The sequence below is a fragment of the Fulvivirga sedimenti genome, from assembly GCF_020328055.1.
On sequence record NZ_JAIXNE010000002.1, the window covers coordinates 247,950 to 264,391 of the forward strand.

A 16,442-nucleotide genomic window follows, 5' to 3' on the forward strand; every position below is an offset into this window, starting at 1 on the left:
TGATCTAATTACGCCACATGCTCGACTCAATAATACGCTTCAGTCTTAAAAACAAACTTCTGATATTTTTAATGATATCGGGTATTTTGGGATTTGGACTTTACGCCATATACAATATTCCAATTGGTGCGGTGCCGGATGTGACCAATAACCAGGTTCAGGTAATTACAACTTCAAGAAGCCTTTCAACGGAGGACATTGAAAAATACGTAACCTACCCTGTCGAACTTGAAATGGCCAATTTGCCCGGTGTAAAGGAAATTCGTTCTATTTCAAAATTTGGTTTGTCGGTCGTTACAGTTGTATTCGATGATGATATGGATACATATCTGCCGCGCCAGTTAATCGCAGAAAAGCTTAAGAATGCAGAATCCATAATTCCCAGTGGTTTCGGAACGCCTGAAATGGGACCTGTAACAACGGGTCTGGGAGAAATTTATCAATACGTGCTGGACGTTGAACCTGAATACAAGGATCAGTATTCCATTACCGACCTGCGAACAATACAGGACTGGATCGTAAAGCGGCAATTGTCCGGAATACCCGGCGTGGTTGAGATCAATACCTGGGGAGGTTACCTGAAGCAATATGAGGTGGCCATAAATCCGGAACGGCTCAGGTCGATGAATATCAGCTTGCTGGAAGTATTTAGTGTGCTTCAAAAGAACAACAGCGTCGCTGGTGGCGGGTATATTGAAAAGGGCGGAGAAAGTTATTTTATCCGTGGCGAAGGCCAGATAGAATCTCTGAATGACATCAACAACATCGTCGTTACCATGCGCGCTGGTAATCCTGTATATATCCATGATATCGCAGAGGTAGGTTATGGCAATGCTATTCGCTTTGGGGCCATTACCGGCAATGGAGAGGGTGAAAAAGTTCTTGGTCAGGTTATGATGCTGAAAGATGCCAACTCAAAAGCGGTTATCGGGCGTGTTAAGGAGCGGGTTGCTGAAATTCAGGATAATCTTCCTCCGGGGATTTTTATCAATCCATTCCTGGAACGCAGTGTCCTGATAGAAAAAACCACCCATACGATCATCGAAAACCTGGTACTCGGTTGTTTGATTGTAATTTTTGTAGTGGTCCTCCTGCTGGGTAATCTCAGATCAGGTTTGATCGTAGCCTCCATTATTCCGTTAAGCCTGTTATTCGCACTGGGAATGATGTTCATTTTTGGCGTGGATGCAAACCTGATGAGCCTTGGAGCCATTGACTTCGGAATTATCATCGATGGGGCCGTCATTATTGTGGAATATATTGCATTTCGAATTGCCCAGAATTCTGATCAGCTTACTGGTTTAAATAAGGCCGACCGTCGCGTCGCGATGGATGATGTGACGTATAATGCCACTTCACGACTGATGAATTCTGCGATTTTCGGTCAGCTGATCATTATAATTGTTTTTATTCCCATCCTTTCGCTTTCGGGTGTTGAGGGCAAAATGTTCCGCCCGATGGCCCTTACCTTCAGTTTTGCGCTTATTGGCACCATGTTGCTCTGTTTTACGTATGTACCGGTCATGTCGTCGTTGTTCATCCGACCCGGCAAACAAACAGATAAAAATATTTCAAGGCGACTTATCCACTGGATACAACGGCAGTATGAGCCTGTGATTACTTTTTCACTTAAAAACCGGAAACTGGTACTGGCAGCTGCTTCAGCAGCATTGGTTGCTACCGGCTTCATCTTCTCTACCATGGGCGGTGAATTTGTACCTACACTGGATGAAGGGGATTTTGTGATCCAGCCCGTACTGAAAACAGGCACGTCCCTGGAACGGACGGTGGAGATTATGACCGACATTGAAAATATTCTCCGGCAATTCCCCGAAGTGGATCAGGTTGTCACCCGAATCGGAGCCGCTGAGGTTCCCACCGATCCGATGTCAATGGAAGAATGTGATGTTATCATTACACTGCTTCCGAAAGAGAATTGGGTAACGGCCGATACCAAAGATGGGCTTGCCGAATCATTTAAGGAGGCCTTATCGGCTTTGCCAGGAATCGATTATGAGTTCACCCAACCCATCGAAATGCGTTTCAATGAGCTTATAACCGGGGTTAGGGCCGATCTGGCCATTAAAATATTCGGTGAGGAAATGGATGTGCTGAATGAACTGGCCCAAAAAGTTGAAAGCCTGATAGAGAATGTAGAAGGAGCTTCGGATATCACAACGGAAAAGGTCGTAGGCCTTCCGCAAATGACCGTCCGGTATTACCGAACAAAGATCGCGCAGTATGGATTGAATATTTCTGACCTGAATCAAATGGTTGCCCTAAGTTTTGCGGGATTAACGGCCGGAAGCGTTTATGAGGGAGAAAAACAATTCGACCTGGTGATCCGCTTTCAGCAAACCTTCCGGAAGGATATTGATAACCTGCGGAATTTATATGTTCCGCTTCCTTCGGGCGGACAAATACCTTTACGCGAGCTTGCCACCATTGATTATGCGACAGGTCCGGCCAAAATTTCCAGGGACAACACACGGCGACGGATTGTAGTCGGCGTAAATGTACGAAACAGGGACCTGGAATCTGTCGTGGAGGAAGTGAGCGGTATCATAGATGCGAATGTTCAATTACCCGTAGGATATTCTGTCACTTACGGGGGACAGTTTGAGAACCTGCGTTCAGCGCGCGCACGTTTAATGATTGCTGTTCCCGTTGCCCTGCTCTTGATTTTTATCCTGTTATACCTTGCCTTCAATTCCCTGCGAGATGCCTTAATGGTTTACAGCGCCATACCCCTTTCTGCTGTTGGTGGAGTTCTTTTGCTCTGGATACGTGGCATGCCCTTTAGTATCAGCGCAGGTATCGGGTTCATTGCTTTGTTTGGTATAGCAGTTTTGAATGGTATTGTTCTTATTGAGCATTTTAAAAAACTTAAGGATGACGGCCACAGTGATCTGCGGAAACGAATCATCAAGGGAACCAGGGAGCGCTTACGGCCTGTATTGCTTACAGCATCGGCTGCTGCACTTGGATTTCTGCCGATGGCTGTTTCAGGGTCTGCCGGCGCCGAGGTGCAACGTCCGCTAGCGACTGTAGTAATCGGTGGATTGATCTCCGCAACCATGCTTACGCTTGTTGTTCTTCCAATTCTTTACTCCTATTTTCATAAACCTCAGGATACCCATGAATAAACAGATCTCTTGTACCTTTATCCTGATATTGATAATTTCCGTATCTGCACCCCTTGCCGCGCAACAGGACAGCGTCATCCTCGATCTGCCCGAAATCATTGACCTTGCTATACAGAATAATGCCAGTCTTCGGGCCGGTGCTCTTGAAGTCGACCGGCAGGAAGAACTGGTTCGCCAGGGGTACAACTGGGATAAAACAGGCCTGTTCTACCATTACGATGAAAATAACATCGCCGAGAATGGTTTCCCGGTACGCGTATGGGGTGTTCGGCAATCCTTTGCATTCCCAACGGTATATAATGCCAGTAAGCAGGCACTAATGGCAAACGTTTCCTTAACCCGGCATGAATATACATTGCGCGAATTCGAACTGAAGAAACAGGTTTCCAGGGCTTTTCATCAACTGGGATATTATTCCGAACTCCAGAAACGTTTTGTCTACCTCGACAGCCTCTACCGTAATTTCTCAACAGCTGCCCGCAGAAGATTTGAAACAGGCGAGAGCAATTACCTGGAACGGATTACGGCAGAAGCGAAGATGAAAGAAGTTGAACTGATGATGAACAAGAACCGTCAGGAACTGGCCTCGGCCCGGCTCGAACTTCAGACCCGTATCCAATCCGACAGCCTTATCGGTATCCCCGATGACAGTTTCAGGAAAACAGTACCACCCCAATCCGCTGAATTTTCGATTCATCCCGGAGTCGAGATTTGGAATGCATATGAGGAAATGGCCGACTGGCAAACCCGTACCGCCCGGAATCAGCTTCTTCCCGACTTGCAGCTATCCTATTTTCAGGGAACGAATAATCAGCCGGAGTCAAAGGTTTATCAGGGCTTTGAAGTAGGTATCGCAGTTCCATTGCTCTACGGCACGCAGAAGGGCCAGATCCGTGCAGGAAGAATCCAGCAGAACATTTATTCACGACAGAAAGAAAATTATTTGATCGGACTGGAATCACAGCAGAAAATACTTCAAAATAAACTGGCCCAGATCCAGGAATCACTGGATTACTACGAAAACAACGGACAAACGCTGTCAAGAGAGATAATCAGAGCCTCGGAAAGAAGCTTTCAGGAAGGCGAGATTGATTATTTTCAGTTTATTCAAAGCATTGACAATGCAGTTCGCATTGAGATGACCTACCTTGAAAGCCTGCTGAATTATAACCTGACGGCTGTTGAATTACAATACCTTACTAACAAACCATGAAATACGGAACGTTATTATTTATACTAATCCTGGCATCTTGCGGACCTCAAAACGGGGAGCCGGCGAAGAGCGAACCAGCGGGAATAATTCCGGCAACTCAGGATCTCTCATTCAATGAAGAACAACTTGCCGCACGTAACCTTAAAATAGTACAGCCTGATAATTTCAATTTTGGGAATTACGTTCGCGTTAATGGCTATATCGATGTTCCACCGGAAGGCCGTGCGTCGGTTAGCGCCTTCTACGGCGGTTATGTAAAAAGGCTGGAATTAATCCCGGGGCAAACAATTAAAAAGGGAGAGATTCTGATGTCCCTTGAAAACCCGGAATACCTGGAAATGCAACAAGAATACTTGAGCACACTTGATCAAATGACCTATCTATCAGATGATTATGAAAGACAAAAGACGCTCATGGATGAAAATATCACTTCTAAAAAATCTTTCCTGAAAGCAGAATCAGAATACTTAAATGCACGTGCCCGGCTGGAAGCTCTCCGGCAGAAACTAACCATGCTGGGTATCTCCGTCTCTGATGTAACCAGCGGAAAATTCACACCCGTCGTTCATCTTCGGTCACCCATTTCCGGTCATATCACCGAAGTACAGGCAGTAATCGGCCAATACCTGCCCCCTGCTCAACCAGCGGTCAGCATTGTGAATTCAGATCACATTCACCTGGAACTGCAGGTATTTGAAAAGGACCTTACTAATATCAGTATCGGACAGCCAATCCGCATGAGGCTTCCCTCTGCGGGTGATACGACTACCTACCATGCTTCCGTTTACCTGGTAGGCAAAAATATTAGCGGGGATAACAGGATTGCACTGGTACATGCCCACCTGAATAATGAATCTGATGAGGAAAAATTAACACCCGGCATGTATATCGAGGCAGACATACTAATCTCCGAAGAGATCAAACCATCATTGCCTGCACAAGCCATTCGCAGATCAGGTGACCAGGCATATATACTGGCTTCTGACGACGAAAAATGGCCCAAAACATTCCGGAGGATGGAAATACGGATTGGAAAGGAAACCGACTCTCACACTGAGATCCTGTCTGAACTGGAACCAAACCTCTGGGTTCTGACGGGTACCATATAATTTTTTTCAGGCTTTCATTAAACCTTTGTTTGCGGGCTGCATCAAAGACCCAAATCAAACAAAGAAATTATGAAAAAGTCAGTTAATCACACATTTCGCCTGATAGCCATCTTACTTACGGCAACTTACTTCACTGCGTGTAACAACGACGAAGATGCCGTGCAGGCCGATACCAGCGCAGAAGATCTGGAAATCGTTTCAGAAGCAAGTTTCACCAACACGTTAGCCGACGAAGACCTGGAAATGGTTGAACTCGTTACCGAAGCAAGTATTTCCGGAGGGAAAACGTCAAATCACCACCTGCCTGAATGTGCTGTGGTAACCCGCGATGCAGAGAACCAGCAGGTCATCATAGATTTTGGTGAGGAATGCATCGGACCTTTCGGACGGACACGCAGTGGGAAAATCATTATTTCCTATGGAGGGGAGTTCAATGATCAAATGGCCAACAGGGTAATCTCATTCGATAATTATGTTGTGAACAATCGTCAGATCTCCGGAACAATTGAACTAAGGAATTTTAACCGCAGTGAAGAAGGATTTCTTACTGCAACACGTGCACTCGTAGGGTATACAGTAACCTATCCTGACGGAAATTCAGTAACTGTAAACGGCAGCACACTCAGAGAATGGATTGAAGGCGAGGGTGACGGGGATCCTTTAACCAATGTGATCCGGATTACAGGTGGATATGAGGGAACATCAACACGCGGCGTTCGCTTTACCCACACGATCACCGAACCCGTAATTGCCCGTTTCGCTTGCAGAGCCCAGGGAGGGTTCCTTCGGACTGCCGGAATCATAGAAATGATCCGAAAAAATGAGAACTTCAGCAAGGAACGTATACGAACTATTCTTTATGGTGATGATATCTGCGATAATACAATCACCGTTATAATCAACGGAAGAGAGTTTACCATTACCGAAGAATAAGTATCTATCAGAGAGCGTTTTTTGAGGTGCCGGGAGTTAACCGGCACCCATTTTTTATGTTAGGCCAGAATTAAGACTTTTGTATAACGCGATATCCACCGAGAATTTTCGAGAGATCGTTCGTGCACACCAGGAACGTGTGTACCACGTGATCCGTAAAATGGTCATTGACCATGATGATACGGATGATCTTGTACAGGAGGTATTTGTCAAGGTTTGGCAAAAACGCGACAGTTTTAATGGCGAATCTCAATTGTTTACATGGATCTACCGGATCGCGGTGAATGAAGCCCTGCAATTTCTTCGTAAAAAGAAACGGCAACAACTCATTCCAATTGACGAAGAGGATAACATGATCGAACGTAAATTGAAATCAGAATTATCACTGGATGCAGATGAAGTGCAGTTTCAGCTGCAGAAGGCCATTGCATTACTGCCTGAGAAGCAGAAGGCAGTATTTATAATGAAATATTATGATGAAGTTCCATATGAGGAAATGGCTAATATCATGGGTGGTTCCGTGGGGGGTCTGAAGGCCAGTTATCATCATGCCGTGAAAAAAATTGAAAATTCTTTAAAGGCGGGATTAAACCATTAACCGGGAAAAGCATCTAATAAGCAGGATATGAAAAAAGACTTAAACGATATTGACAAAAAACAGCCATTCAATGTTCCTGAAGGCTATTTCAATAGTCTCGAGGACAGGATTATGGCCCGGGTGGAGGAAGAGCAGAAGAAGGAAGCGAACCCTAAGGTGATCAAAATAAATACATGGATTAAATACGCCGTGGCAGCTTCCATTTCAATTTTGGCGATTTTCTTTATCCTGAATACCAACCAGGATGCCGCCCCAACCGCAGAAGAAATCCTGGCCGACATCCCTGACGATGCAATTGTGGATTACCTGGCCTTCAGTGATCTTACTGCCGACGAAATCATGGACGCTGCCTCATTTACTCTTTCAGAGGCAGATAGTCTGCAAACGGTGAATCCGCTTGAATTAACGATCGAAGAAATTGATGTATTGCTTGAAGAATATAGTCTTTATGACTTAGATAGCAATAAGTTATAAACTTAATAATGCACGAAAATGAAATATTTATTCACTCTTATACTTGCTGTTTTTTTCACTACCGGATTGGTAGCGCAGGACGAAGCAGCACGGCAAAAAATTGAAAGCGCCCGAATAGCGCTGATCACTGAACGCCTTGAACTGACACCAGATCAGGCCGAAAAATTCTGGCCGATCTATCGGGAATATCAGGAAAAGATGAATGGTCTCCGCCAGGAATATCAACAGGCACGCGGAAATGTTCGCCGGCAGGACCTGACAGAGGAAGAAAGTCAGCGACTTCTTGAACTCGGGATGAAAATGAAGGAACAGCAACTCGGAATGGAGAAGACCTATTCCGAACGGCTAACAAAAATCATTACAAGCCGACAGTTGCTGGCACTCCGAAAGGCAGAGGATGACTTCCGACGGATGCTCCTTGAGCGTTTGGAAAAACGACGTGAAATGCAGCAGAGACTGCAAAACCGAAAGGATCAGATTGATAATCAATAATTGTTGAACAATACAATAAACCGATTCCCCCTGAGGAACGCCTTTTTTACAGGCGTTCTTCTTGTATTCATACCCCTCTGGGCTATGTCACAGGACCGGTCTGCCCTGGATTCACTGTACGACGAACTGGATGTGCTTTTTGAAGAAGCAGATCTGCCGATTGGCTTACTGGAAAAGGCTGACAGCCTCATGCGTCTGATGGATATCCAATATCACAGTCTTGGAATGCGTGCCGGTTATATGAGCAATGTACTTACGGCCGGCAGGGATCTGGGAATTGATCAGCATGGATTCAACACCGGTCTCTCCTACTTTCACCCTTCAGGAATGTTCGCGGATTTTTCAGGATACTGGAACAGCGAATATAACCCGACCTACTATCTGACAAATATTGGTCTGGGGTACTGGCATAATTTCAGCAATTACTGGACCCTTAGTATCGGCCACGATTTCATGCTCTACGATAAAGAAATTGAATTCCTGTTTGATAAAGCCGCGCGTGCATCGGTATTTTATCAGCGAAAAAACTGGGAGGCAGGGCTTGACTACCGCTATCTCTATGGCAGGGAGAAAGCCAACCGGTTAGTGGGTATATTCAACGGGCGAATCAGCTGGAAAAATGTTGGATTTATTGATCGGGTCAGCATTATTCCCGGGGCAACCGTTCAGTGGGGCAATTCTGACGTAATTTATTATCGCCAGTCGGAAACTCCGCTGCAGGACCTGTACAAGGTATTGCAGGAAGGCTCCTATCCTCCCCTCAGCGACCGTGAATTTTTGCGGTTGAGCTATTTTATATACCAGGGTTATGATCTGAGAGCCTACCAGTTTCTACGGGAAAAAGGCTTCACAAACAATGACATACAAAACATTTACGATGATTATGAGTCAAACCTGATCACAACCGACAATTCCTATGGCATTATGAACTTCGCGCTGAATACAGCCATATCAATTAGTGAGAAAAACTGGAATCTCTTCATTAACTACACGTATAATTTCCCACAGGCCCTGCCCGGCGAGACCTATGAATATCCAAAAAATGACTATGTGAGTATTTCTCTAATGTATACGATCCTTTGGCCCGCCAAATAAAAAAGGGCCGGCAGACGCCAGCCCCTTTCAAACCTGAATTAAAGTCTTAACCCTGGCCCCTCTGTTCAAATGCTTCACGCGCGTCTTCAATCTTTTCACGCGCATGATCCACTTTATTTTCAATCCATTTGCTTCCTTTCCTGATCTTGAATGAAATCACGATCATCAGAATCCCCATGACAATGGCAAAAAATGCCAACAGACCGATGAGTCCTGCAATGGCCATATCAGGACGGGCGAGTAACACAATTCCCAAAATAACTGAAACTGCACCTCCGGCAATGAGCCAGCCCTCCCCCTTTATTTCCTTTCGAACCTGGATCGCCAGACCGATCTTAACGACACCCGAATAAATAAACCAGAAAGCAAGCATCAGCGATACATATAATAAGGTAATACTGGGATTTCGAATCAACAGGATACCCAGTACAATGCTGATAGCCGCCTCGGCAAACATCAGCCACTTGTCGTCATTATCTTTCCAGTGCCGGAAAGTGTGAATCAGGGCAAAGACCCCATCAATGAAAAGGAAGGCGGCAAACCAAATTGCCAGGGTTGCAGCGGTAACTACCGGACTTACAAATGCGATGATTCCGAAAACCACAAACAAGAGTCCGCGCAGCAGCCAAACCCACCAGTTAAGTGTAAATAGAGATTTCATAGTTAGGTTGAGTATTGATTTGCAGATAATATAGCGCTTTAAATACTCTAATGAAACTTACGATTGTAGCGATTTATCATATGGAACAATCCCCGGTCGGCAACTTTCAAATACGGCACAGTGCATGATCTGATACAAATTGATTAACTTATCAACCTACTTAACCAACAATCCATTCATATGAAATCACACATTTATTTCTTTCTGTTATTCGGACTGCTATTCTCCTGCAGCAAAACGGAGAATTCCGAAAAAGCAGCAGACATTCCGTTGTATACCATCGAGCAATTCATGGATGTAGAGTCGATCAACGGAAGTTCGTTTTCACCGGACGAATCAAAAATATTAATCAACAGCAATAAATCCGGTGTATTCAACGCGTACGAAATTTCCATCGAAACGGGAGAGATTACCCAGGTGACCTCTTCAGAAGACAATGCAATTTTCGGACAGAGTTATTTCCCGGAGGATGACCGGATCATTTATTCAAGTGATCAGGGAGGCAATGAGCTTACACAGGTATTCATCCGCGAACCGGATGGATCCACCCTTACACTTACTCCTGACAGCACGGCCAAATCGATGTTCGGTGGTTGGAGCCATGACCGTCAGAAATTCTACCTGGTCTCCAATAAGCGGGATCCGCGTTTTTTTGACATGTACCAGGTGAATGTTGATGAGATTGGCGAAGACAATGTTTCCCAGTCGAGTATCATCTATGAAAATGTTAAAGGTCTCGACCCATCGTCCATTTCCGACGACGGGCGTTATATAGCCCTGGTGGAAACCATTACCACAAACAACAGCAACATGTATCTCCTGGATACGGAATCTGGTGAAACCCGGCTATTATCAGAACATGAAGGTGATGTTCAATATCAGCCACAGTACTTCAGTTCAGACGGGTCTGAATTGATATACCTGACAGACGAGGATAACGAATTCATGTATCTGAAATCGTATAATCTCAAGGACGGCAGCACATCGGTCATTCAAAAAGCAGACTGGGATATCTGGTATTCATACCTGTCACATGGCGGCACCTATCGTGTAACGGCGATCAACGAAGATGCGCGTACCAAAATGGAAATATTGAATACCAAAACCGGCAAACTGGTTGAACTTCCCGACCTTCCGGAAGGTGATTTAACATCGGTAAATATTTCTGAAAGCGAAAAATACATGACTTTTTACGCGAGTAACTCGAAATCACCCAATAATCTGTACCTGTATAATTTCGAAACCGGGGAATTAAAAAAATTAACCGATACCATGAATCAGGAAATCAATCCTGACAACCTGGTGTCCGGGGAGGTGATCCGGTACAAATCATTTGATGGAATGGAAATTCCCGCGCTGCTCTACAAGCCTAAAACAGCCAGCGCTGAAAATAAGGTTCCTGCCCTCCTTTGGATACATGGAGGTCCGGGGGGACAAACCCGATTAAATTATTCGGCGAGTTTGCAATACCTGGTGAATCACGGTTATGCGGTTCTCGCAGTGAATAACCGGGGTAGTTCCGGTTATGGCAAATCATTCTTTAAGGCAGATGACCGTAAACATGGTCAGGATGACCTTCAGGACTGTGTTGAATCGAAGAAGTTTCTGGCTCAGCTCGATTACATTAATGCCGACAAGATTGGAATTCTTGGTGGAAGTTACGGGGGCTACATGGTAATGGCTGCCCTTGCGTTTGCTCCTGAGGAATTCGAAGTAGGCGTAAATTATTTCGGTGTTACGAACTGGCTAAGAACACTTAAAAGCATTCCACCATGGTGGACTTCCTTCAAAGAAGCGCTCTACACGGAAATGGGTGACCCGGTAGCTGATTCTGTTATGCTCTACAACAAGTCTCCGCTTTTCCATACAGAAAATATAACGAAACCCTTTATCGTATTACAAGGATCAAATGACCCTCGCGTGCTACAGGTGGAATCGGACGAGATTGTTGAAGCGGCGCGGGCGAATGGTGTTCCGGTAGAATATGTAATCTTCGATGATGAAGGACACGGATTCCTGAAGAAGGAGAATAATATTGAAGCCTCGCAAAAGGTACTGGAATTCCTGGACACCTACCTTAAGGGCACCGGAGAAACAACCCCCTAATAGAGAAAATCATGCACCGGTTTGATCGGTTCGGGAAGATCTTCCTCTCCAAGAATCTCCCGTAAATCAATTTCAATAGTCCGGCTGAGGGCAGTTATAGGAATATCATTATAGCTGCCCTCAAACGGATTCTCACTGTAATCACCAATCATTTCCATTGTAAAGTAAAGCCAACCGATCAAAGAACTGAAAGGAATGGCCAGCCATACATTGACATCGTGAAAGGTATCGATCATTCCAAGTGGAAGCAGAAACGCAAAAATCCAGACCGCGATGGTATTGTAGGTGGCATATTGCCGGGGAAAGGGATAATTTTTGATCCGCTCACTCTTACCCTGCTGAGTATAAAGATCTATTAACAGGTCCTGCAACTTCATATGGCGGAACTCGTCGATAAGCCCTTCTTTTCTGAGAACTTTCAGACGCTCACTCTGTCTTGAAATGAGCTGGGTTGCAGCGTTGGCACTTTTGATAATGGATTCCCTTTCCTTTGATGGAATCAGACTGCCAAGATCATCCTCCAGGGAAATCCTGTATTCAGGAACAACTCCCTTGAAATAGGCTTCCTCCTTCGCTTTATTCCTGTGCTCCCATCGTCTCCTTTCACGAAGCTGATGCCGGAGAGCAGTAAGCCATGCAATATGCCGATACACCAACTCCTTATGAATACGATCCAGTTCTTCCTGATCCACGTCTGTAAAGGTGTCGGTAATAAGGTCACGCACTGAAATTGCCCAGGAACGGCTCGTATTTACGATCGCACCCCAGATCTTTCGGGCTTCCCACAGTCGGTCGTATGAAGCGTTGTTTTTAAATCCCAGGAAGAATGCAACAGCGACACCAATCACCGACATCGGTAACCAGGGAATCTTCAGCCAGTCTTTACCCAATAATTCATAGAGGGCAACAACGACGCTGGAATAAATAAACATGATCACCAGGTATTTTGATGACCACAATATCGTTTGGGTAATGGAGTAATTTCTGCGGGTTTGCAATTCGTTGTTTTTAGTTCAATGGTTACAAAAATCAGGAATCGCCTCAATACCTGAAGTATTCAAAAGATACTGAAAATCCTGAAACGATCCTCTGATGGCCAACTAAAATTGAATACGGCACATGATTCATTGCGCAAAAACCAGGCAGTAAACGGACATTCCTTGTGATTCAGAATCTTTGGCGAATTCAGAACCTGGCCGAATGCCGAGTAAATTCTAATGCGTACCTTTACCTTATGATCGAAGGAACAGAATTGGTAATTAAAAATATGGTCTGCCCCCGCTGCATTCAAGCGGTTAAATCGACATTTTTGAATCTGGATATCCCGGTGAAACAGATTGACCTCGGAAAGGTGATCATCGATCGGCCGCTTCAGGAAGGCGAATACGAAAAATTGGCTGTTTCATTAAAGAATGAAGGTTTTGAGTTACTGGAGGATAAAAATGCCAAGTTGGTAACGGCCATCAAGAATGCGTTACTAAAACAAATCCATTCATCGCATACTCCCATTCACATTAATTTCAGCTCATTCCTGTCGGATTTATTTAACCACGAATACAGCTACCTGAGCCGTCTCTTCTCCTCAGTTGAAGGTATCACCATTGAACGTTACATCATACGGCTGAAAGTTGAAAAAGTGAAGGAACTACTTACCTATGAGGAACTAACCCTTACCGAAATTGCAGACCAACTCGAGTATAGCAGCGTGTCGCATCTTTCCTCCCAGTTCAAGAAGGAAACCGGAATGACGCCGTCAGATTTCAAGGCGCTGCAAAATCCGCCCCGGTCCTCGCTCGACGAGATTTAGACAAAATTTCGTAAACTATTATCAGTATTCTGAAAGACCGTCCTCAGCCATTCTTCGTACTTTTACATAGTAATCATGAAGGCTACGAAAGAACAATTTGCTATTGACGGGATGACCTGTGCATCCTGTGCCACAAGTCTTGAGTCCTACCTCAGTCATGTGAAGGGTGTGCTGAACGTTTCGGTCAACTATGCGGGCAAATCACTTCGAATCGAATACGATGCCGACCAGGTAAACCCGCAAATACTGGATGACAAGGCCCGGGAGATTGGATATCATATAATCACAGGGAAAGACAATGCGCGAAAGCAGGAGCTGGAAACACTGGAAAAGTCGAGGATGATCACCCTGAGAAGAAAACTCATCGTGGCTGTGCTATTTTCAGTACCTGTTTTTATTCTTTCCATGTTTTTTCCAAACGTATTTCAGGGCTCGCACTTCCTGCTGTTACTGCTGTCACTCCCGGTAATGATATACAGCGGCAGCGAATTCTTTGTCAATGCCTTGAACCGCTTGCGGCACGGCTCTACCAACATGGATACCCTGGTAGCGTTGAGTACAGGCATCGCATTCCTGTTTAGTGCATTCAATACTTTTTTCCCTTCCTTCCTGGCAGACCGTGGTCTGCCCGTTCATGTCTATTATGAATCTGCAGTAATCATTATTACCCTGATCCTTCTGGGGCGATACCTGGAGGAACGGGCTAAGAAAGGAACCACAGAAGCTATCCGGGCTTTAATGGGTCTTCAGCCAAATGAGATGACTGTAATCCGGAATGGTGAAGAAATGCGGATTGCCATAACAGAAGGCATGGTTGGGGACCTTGTTATCATAAAACCGGGAGAAAGAATACCCGTCGATGGAAAGGTGAGGAAGGGTTCTTCCTTTGTTGATGAAAGTATGATCACGGGAGAACCTGTGCCTGTTGCGAAGGAAAAGGGTGATGAAGTATATGCGGGAACCATTAATCAAAACGGTCATTTACGCATTTTCACCACCGGGATCGCCGGCGAGACCATGCTTTCAGGAATCATTAAACTCGTTGAAGAAGCCCAATCAACCAAGCCCCCCGTTCAAAAAATGGTCGATAAGATCGCAGCGGTTTTTGTGCCGGTGGTTATCGTCCTGGCAATACTGGCAGGTATTACCTGGTGGGTATTCGGACCCGAACCCGGGATTACGCATGGAATCATCATACTCATTACTGTTTTGATCATCGCTTGTCCGTGCGCCCTCGGTCTTGCAACGCCTACGGCCATTATGGTAGGAATCGGCAAGGGTGCAATGAATGGAATTCTGATCCGTGATGCTTCTGTTCTCGAAATTGCGGGCAAACTTGATACAGTCGTCCTTGATAAAACAGGAACCATTACTACCGGTGAAATTTCCGTGCAAAATCTGGCTTTTAAACCCGGCACAGATCATGCCTCCAGCGCAGCGGTGTGGAAGACCATGGAGACACATTCCGAACATCCACTGTCAAAAGCGATCATCGAGCACTTCAATGATTATAATGAAATTAATATTACTGATTTTCAATCTGTTACCGGAAAAGGATTAAAGTGTTCATTTAATAATGATACCTACTATACGGGCAATGCTGCCCTCATGGATTCTGTCGGTTTATCTACGAAAGATGTCTGGATGAACGAGGTAATCAGCGACGGCGAAAAAGGTGCAACGATCGTTTACCTGGCGAATGAAACCGAGGTAATGGGGGTTATCTCATTAATGGACCAGTTGCGGCCTGACACCCGGAAACATATCGATGAATTACACAGGATGGGGCTGGAGGTTCATCTCCTCACCGGTGACAATCAGATGGCTGCGCGGCACATGGCTGAAGCAAGTGGCATCACCCATGTACGTGCAGGGGTTCTGCCTGCTGACAAGGAACAGTATATAGCAGGGCTGCAAAAGGAAGGAAACATTGTGGCCATGGTTGGTGACGGCATTAATGATGCACCCGCGCTCGCCAGAGCTGATATTGGGATAGCGATGGGTACAGGCACAGATGTGGCAATCAAAAGTGCTTCCATCACCATCGTAGGTCAGGGAATTGGGAATGTTGTTTCGGCGATACGTTTATCCAAATCCAGTATTAAAACGATCCACCAGAATCTTTTCTGGGCATTTTTCTATAATATAATTGCCATTCCTGTGGCAGCAGGTTTACTGTACCCCTTCTTTGGGATTTTACTGAACCCGATGATTGCGGGAGCCGCGATGGCCTTTAGCTCTGTTTCTGTTGTACTGAATAGTTTAAGACTTAAAAAAAGTAAGATCTGAATGTATACCTATAAATTCAAAACCAATATGACCTGCCAGCATTGCATCATGACGGTCACCCCATTTCTGAATGAACTGGATTTTGTCGACCACTGGCAGGCAGATCTGAATCCACCCAACACCGTTTTAACTGTTGTCGCTGATGAGGACCGGCCTGGTGAAATTATCGATGCCGTAGTAAGGGCGGGATATTCAATCGAAAAAGTAGCAGAACGTTCGTAATGTTCGTATCTTTTAAGAATGCCTCTGAAAACAGTATTATGTGGTCATCTTAAAGATTTGAAGGTTATCCCTCCTGATAAGGATTATTGCGAGGAATGCCTTCCATCAGGAGACGAGTGGGTACACCTGCGTAAATGCCAGGTTTGCGGGCAAACCCTGTGCTGTGACTCATCAGTGAATCAGCACGCCCGAAAACATTTTGATAGTACAGGTCACGAAGTAATCATTTCCGCGGAACCTAATGAACACTGGTCTTACTGCTATGTCGATAAGTATTATAACATGAACGCATTCTGA

At 45.2% G+C, this 16,442-nt stretch carries 15 protein-coding genes; 13 read left to right on the top strand and 2 right to left on the bottom strand.

Annotation, left to right across the window (positions count from 1 at the left end; translation table 11 throughout):
• Nucleotides 1-17: 17 nt before the first annotated feature.
• From LDX50_RS07440 to LDX50_RS07475, 8 genes are all read left to right on the top strand, one after another.
• Nucleotides 18-3,146: an efflux RND transporter permease subunit gene (locus LDX50_RS07440; RefSeq protein ID WP_225697809.1), complete on the top strand. Its 3,129-nt coding sequence runs from the start codon at nt 18-20 to the stop codon at nt 3,144-3,146.
• The gene (locus LDX50_RS07445) at nt 3,139-4,359 is read left to right on the top strand and encodes a TolC family protein (protein ID WP_225697810.1); all 1,221 of its coding nucleotides are present in this window, start codon (nt 3,139-3,141) and stop codon (nt 4,357-4,359) included. The genes LDX50_RS07440 and LDX50_RS07445 overlap by 8 nt, the downstream gene beginning before the upstream one ends.
• Nucleotides 4,356-5,468 (top strand): efflux RND transporter periplasmic adaptor subunit, encoded by a 1,113-nt coding sequence (locus LDX50_RS07450; RefSeq protein ID WP_225697811.1) that lies wholly within the window; start codon nt 4,356-4,358, stop codon nt 5,466-5,468. Before LDX50_RS07445 ends, LDX50_RS07450 begins: the two co-directional genes overlap by 4 nt.
• Nucleotides 5,469-5,537: 69 nt before the next feature.
• Nucleotides 5,538-6,401: a hypothetical protein gene (locus LDX50_RS07455; protein ID WP_225697812.1), complete on the top strand. Its 864-nt coding sequence runs from the start codon at nt 5,538-5,540 to the stop codon at nt 6,399-6,401.
• Between the two features lie 79 nt (nt 6,402-6,480).
• Nucleotides 6,481-6,999 (top strand): RNA polymerase sigma factor, encoded by a 519-nt coding sequence (locus LDX50_RS07460; RefSeq protein WP_225697813.1) that lies wholly within the window; start codon nt 6,481-6,483, stop codon nt 6,997-6,999.
• A 27-nt stretch (nt 7,000-7,026) separates the two neighbouring features.
• Nucleotides 7,027-7,473: a hypothetical protein gene (locus tag LDX50_RS07465; protein WP_225697814.1), complete on the top strand. Its 447-nt coding sequence runs from the start codon at nt 7,027-7,029 to the stop codon at nt 7,471-7,473.
• An 18-nt stretch (nt 7,474-7,491) separates the two neighbouring features.
• Nucleotides 7,492-7,965: a Spy/CpxP family protein refolding chaperone gene (locus LDX50_RS07470; RefSeq protein ID WP_225697815.1), complete on the top strand. Its 474-nt coding sequence runs from the start codon at nt 7,492-7,494 to the stop codon at nt 7,963-7,965.
• A gap of 3 nt (nt 7,966-7,968) precedes the next feature.
• The gene (locus LDX50_RS07475) at nt 7,969-9,060 is read left to right on the top strand and encodes a hypothetical protein (protein ID WP_225697816.1); all 1,092 of its coding nucleotides are present in this window, start codon (nt 7,969-7,971) and stop codon (nt 9,058-9,060) included.
• A gap of 46 nt (nt 9,061-9,106) precedes the next feature.
• On the opposite strand, the gene LDX50_RS07480 is transcribed toward LDX50_RS07475, so the two are convergent.
• The gene (locus tag LDX50_RS07480; protein ID WP_225697817.1) at nt 9,107-9,721 is read right to left on the bottom strand and encodes an HdeD family acid-resistance protein; all 615 of its coding nucleotides are present in this window, start codon (nt 9,719-9,721) and stop codon (nt 9,107-9,109) included.
• Nucleotides 9,722-9,901: 180 nt separating this feature from the next.
• Between LDX50_RS07480 and LDX50_RS07485 the strand changes: the two genes are divergently transcribed.
• Nucleotides 9,902-11,827 (top strand): S9 family peptidase, encoded by a 1,926-nt coding sequence (locus LDX50_RS07485; RefSeq protein WP_225697818.1) that lies wholly within the window; start codon nt 9,902-9,904, stop codon nt 11,825-11,827.
• Here LDX50_RS07485 and LDX50_RS07490 read toward each other — a convergent pair.
• Nucleotides 11,824-12,825, bottom strand: coding sequence for a bestrophin family protein (locus LDX50_RS07490; RefSeq protein WP_225697819.1), 1,002 nt, complete (start codon nt 12,823-12,825; stop codon nt 11,824-11,826). The two genes, LDX50_RS07485 and LDX50_RS07490, sit on opposite strands and share 4 nt — an antisense overlap.
• A 236-nt stretch (nt 12,826-13,061) precedes the next feature.
• Here LDX50_RS07490 and LDX50_RS07495 point away from each other — a divergent pair, with 236 nt between their 5' ends.
• From LDX50_RS07495 to LDX50_RS07510, 4 genes are all read left to right on the top strand, one after another.
• Nucleotides 13,062-13,634 (top strand): helix-turn-helix domain-containing protein, encoded by a 573-nt coding sequence (locus tag LDX50_RS07495; protein WP_225697820.1) that lies wholly within the window; start codon nt 13,062-13,064, stop codon nt 13,632-13,634.
• Between the two features lie 75 nt (nt 13,635-13,709).
• Nucleotides 13,710-15,923 carry a heavy metal translocating P-type ATPase gene (locus LDX50_RS07500; protein WP_225697821.1) on the top strand — a complete coding sequence of 738 codons (2,214 nt, stop codon included), beginning with the start codon at nt 13,710-13,712 and terminating at the stop codon, nt 15,921-15,923.
• A complete protein-coding gene (locus LDX50_RS07505) occupies nt 15,924-16,145 on the top strand; it encodes a heavy-metal-associated domain-containing protein (protein ID WP_225697822.1) in 222 nt (73 codons plus the stop codon).
• Nucleotides 16,146-16,163: 18 nt separating this feature from the next.
• Complete coding sequence (locus LDX50_RS07510; RefSeq protein ID WP_225697823.1) at nt 16,164-16,442, top strand: UBP-type zinc finger domain-containing protein; 279 nt, start codon at nt 16,164-16,166, stop codon at nt 16,440-16,442.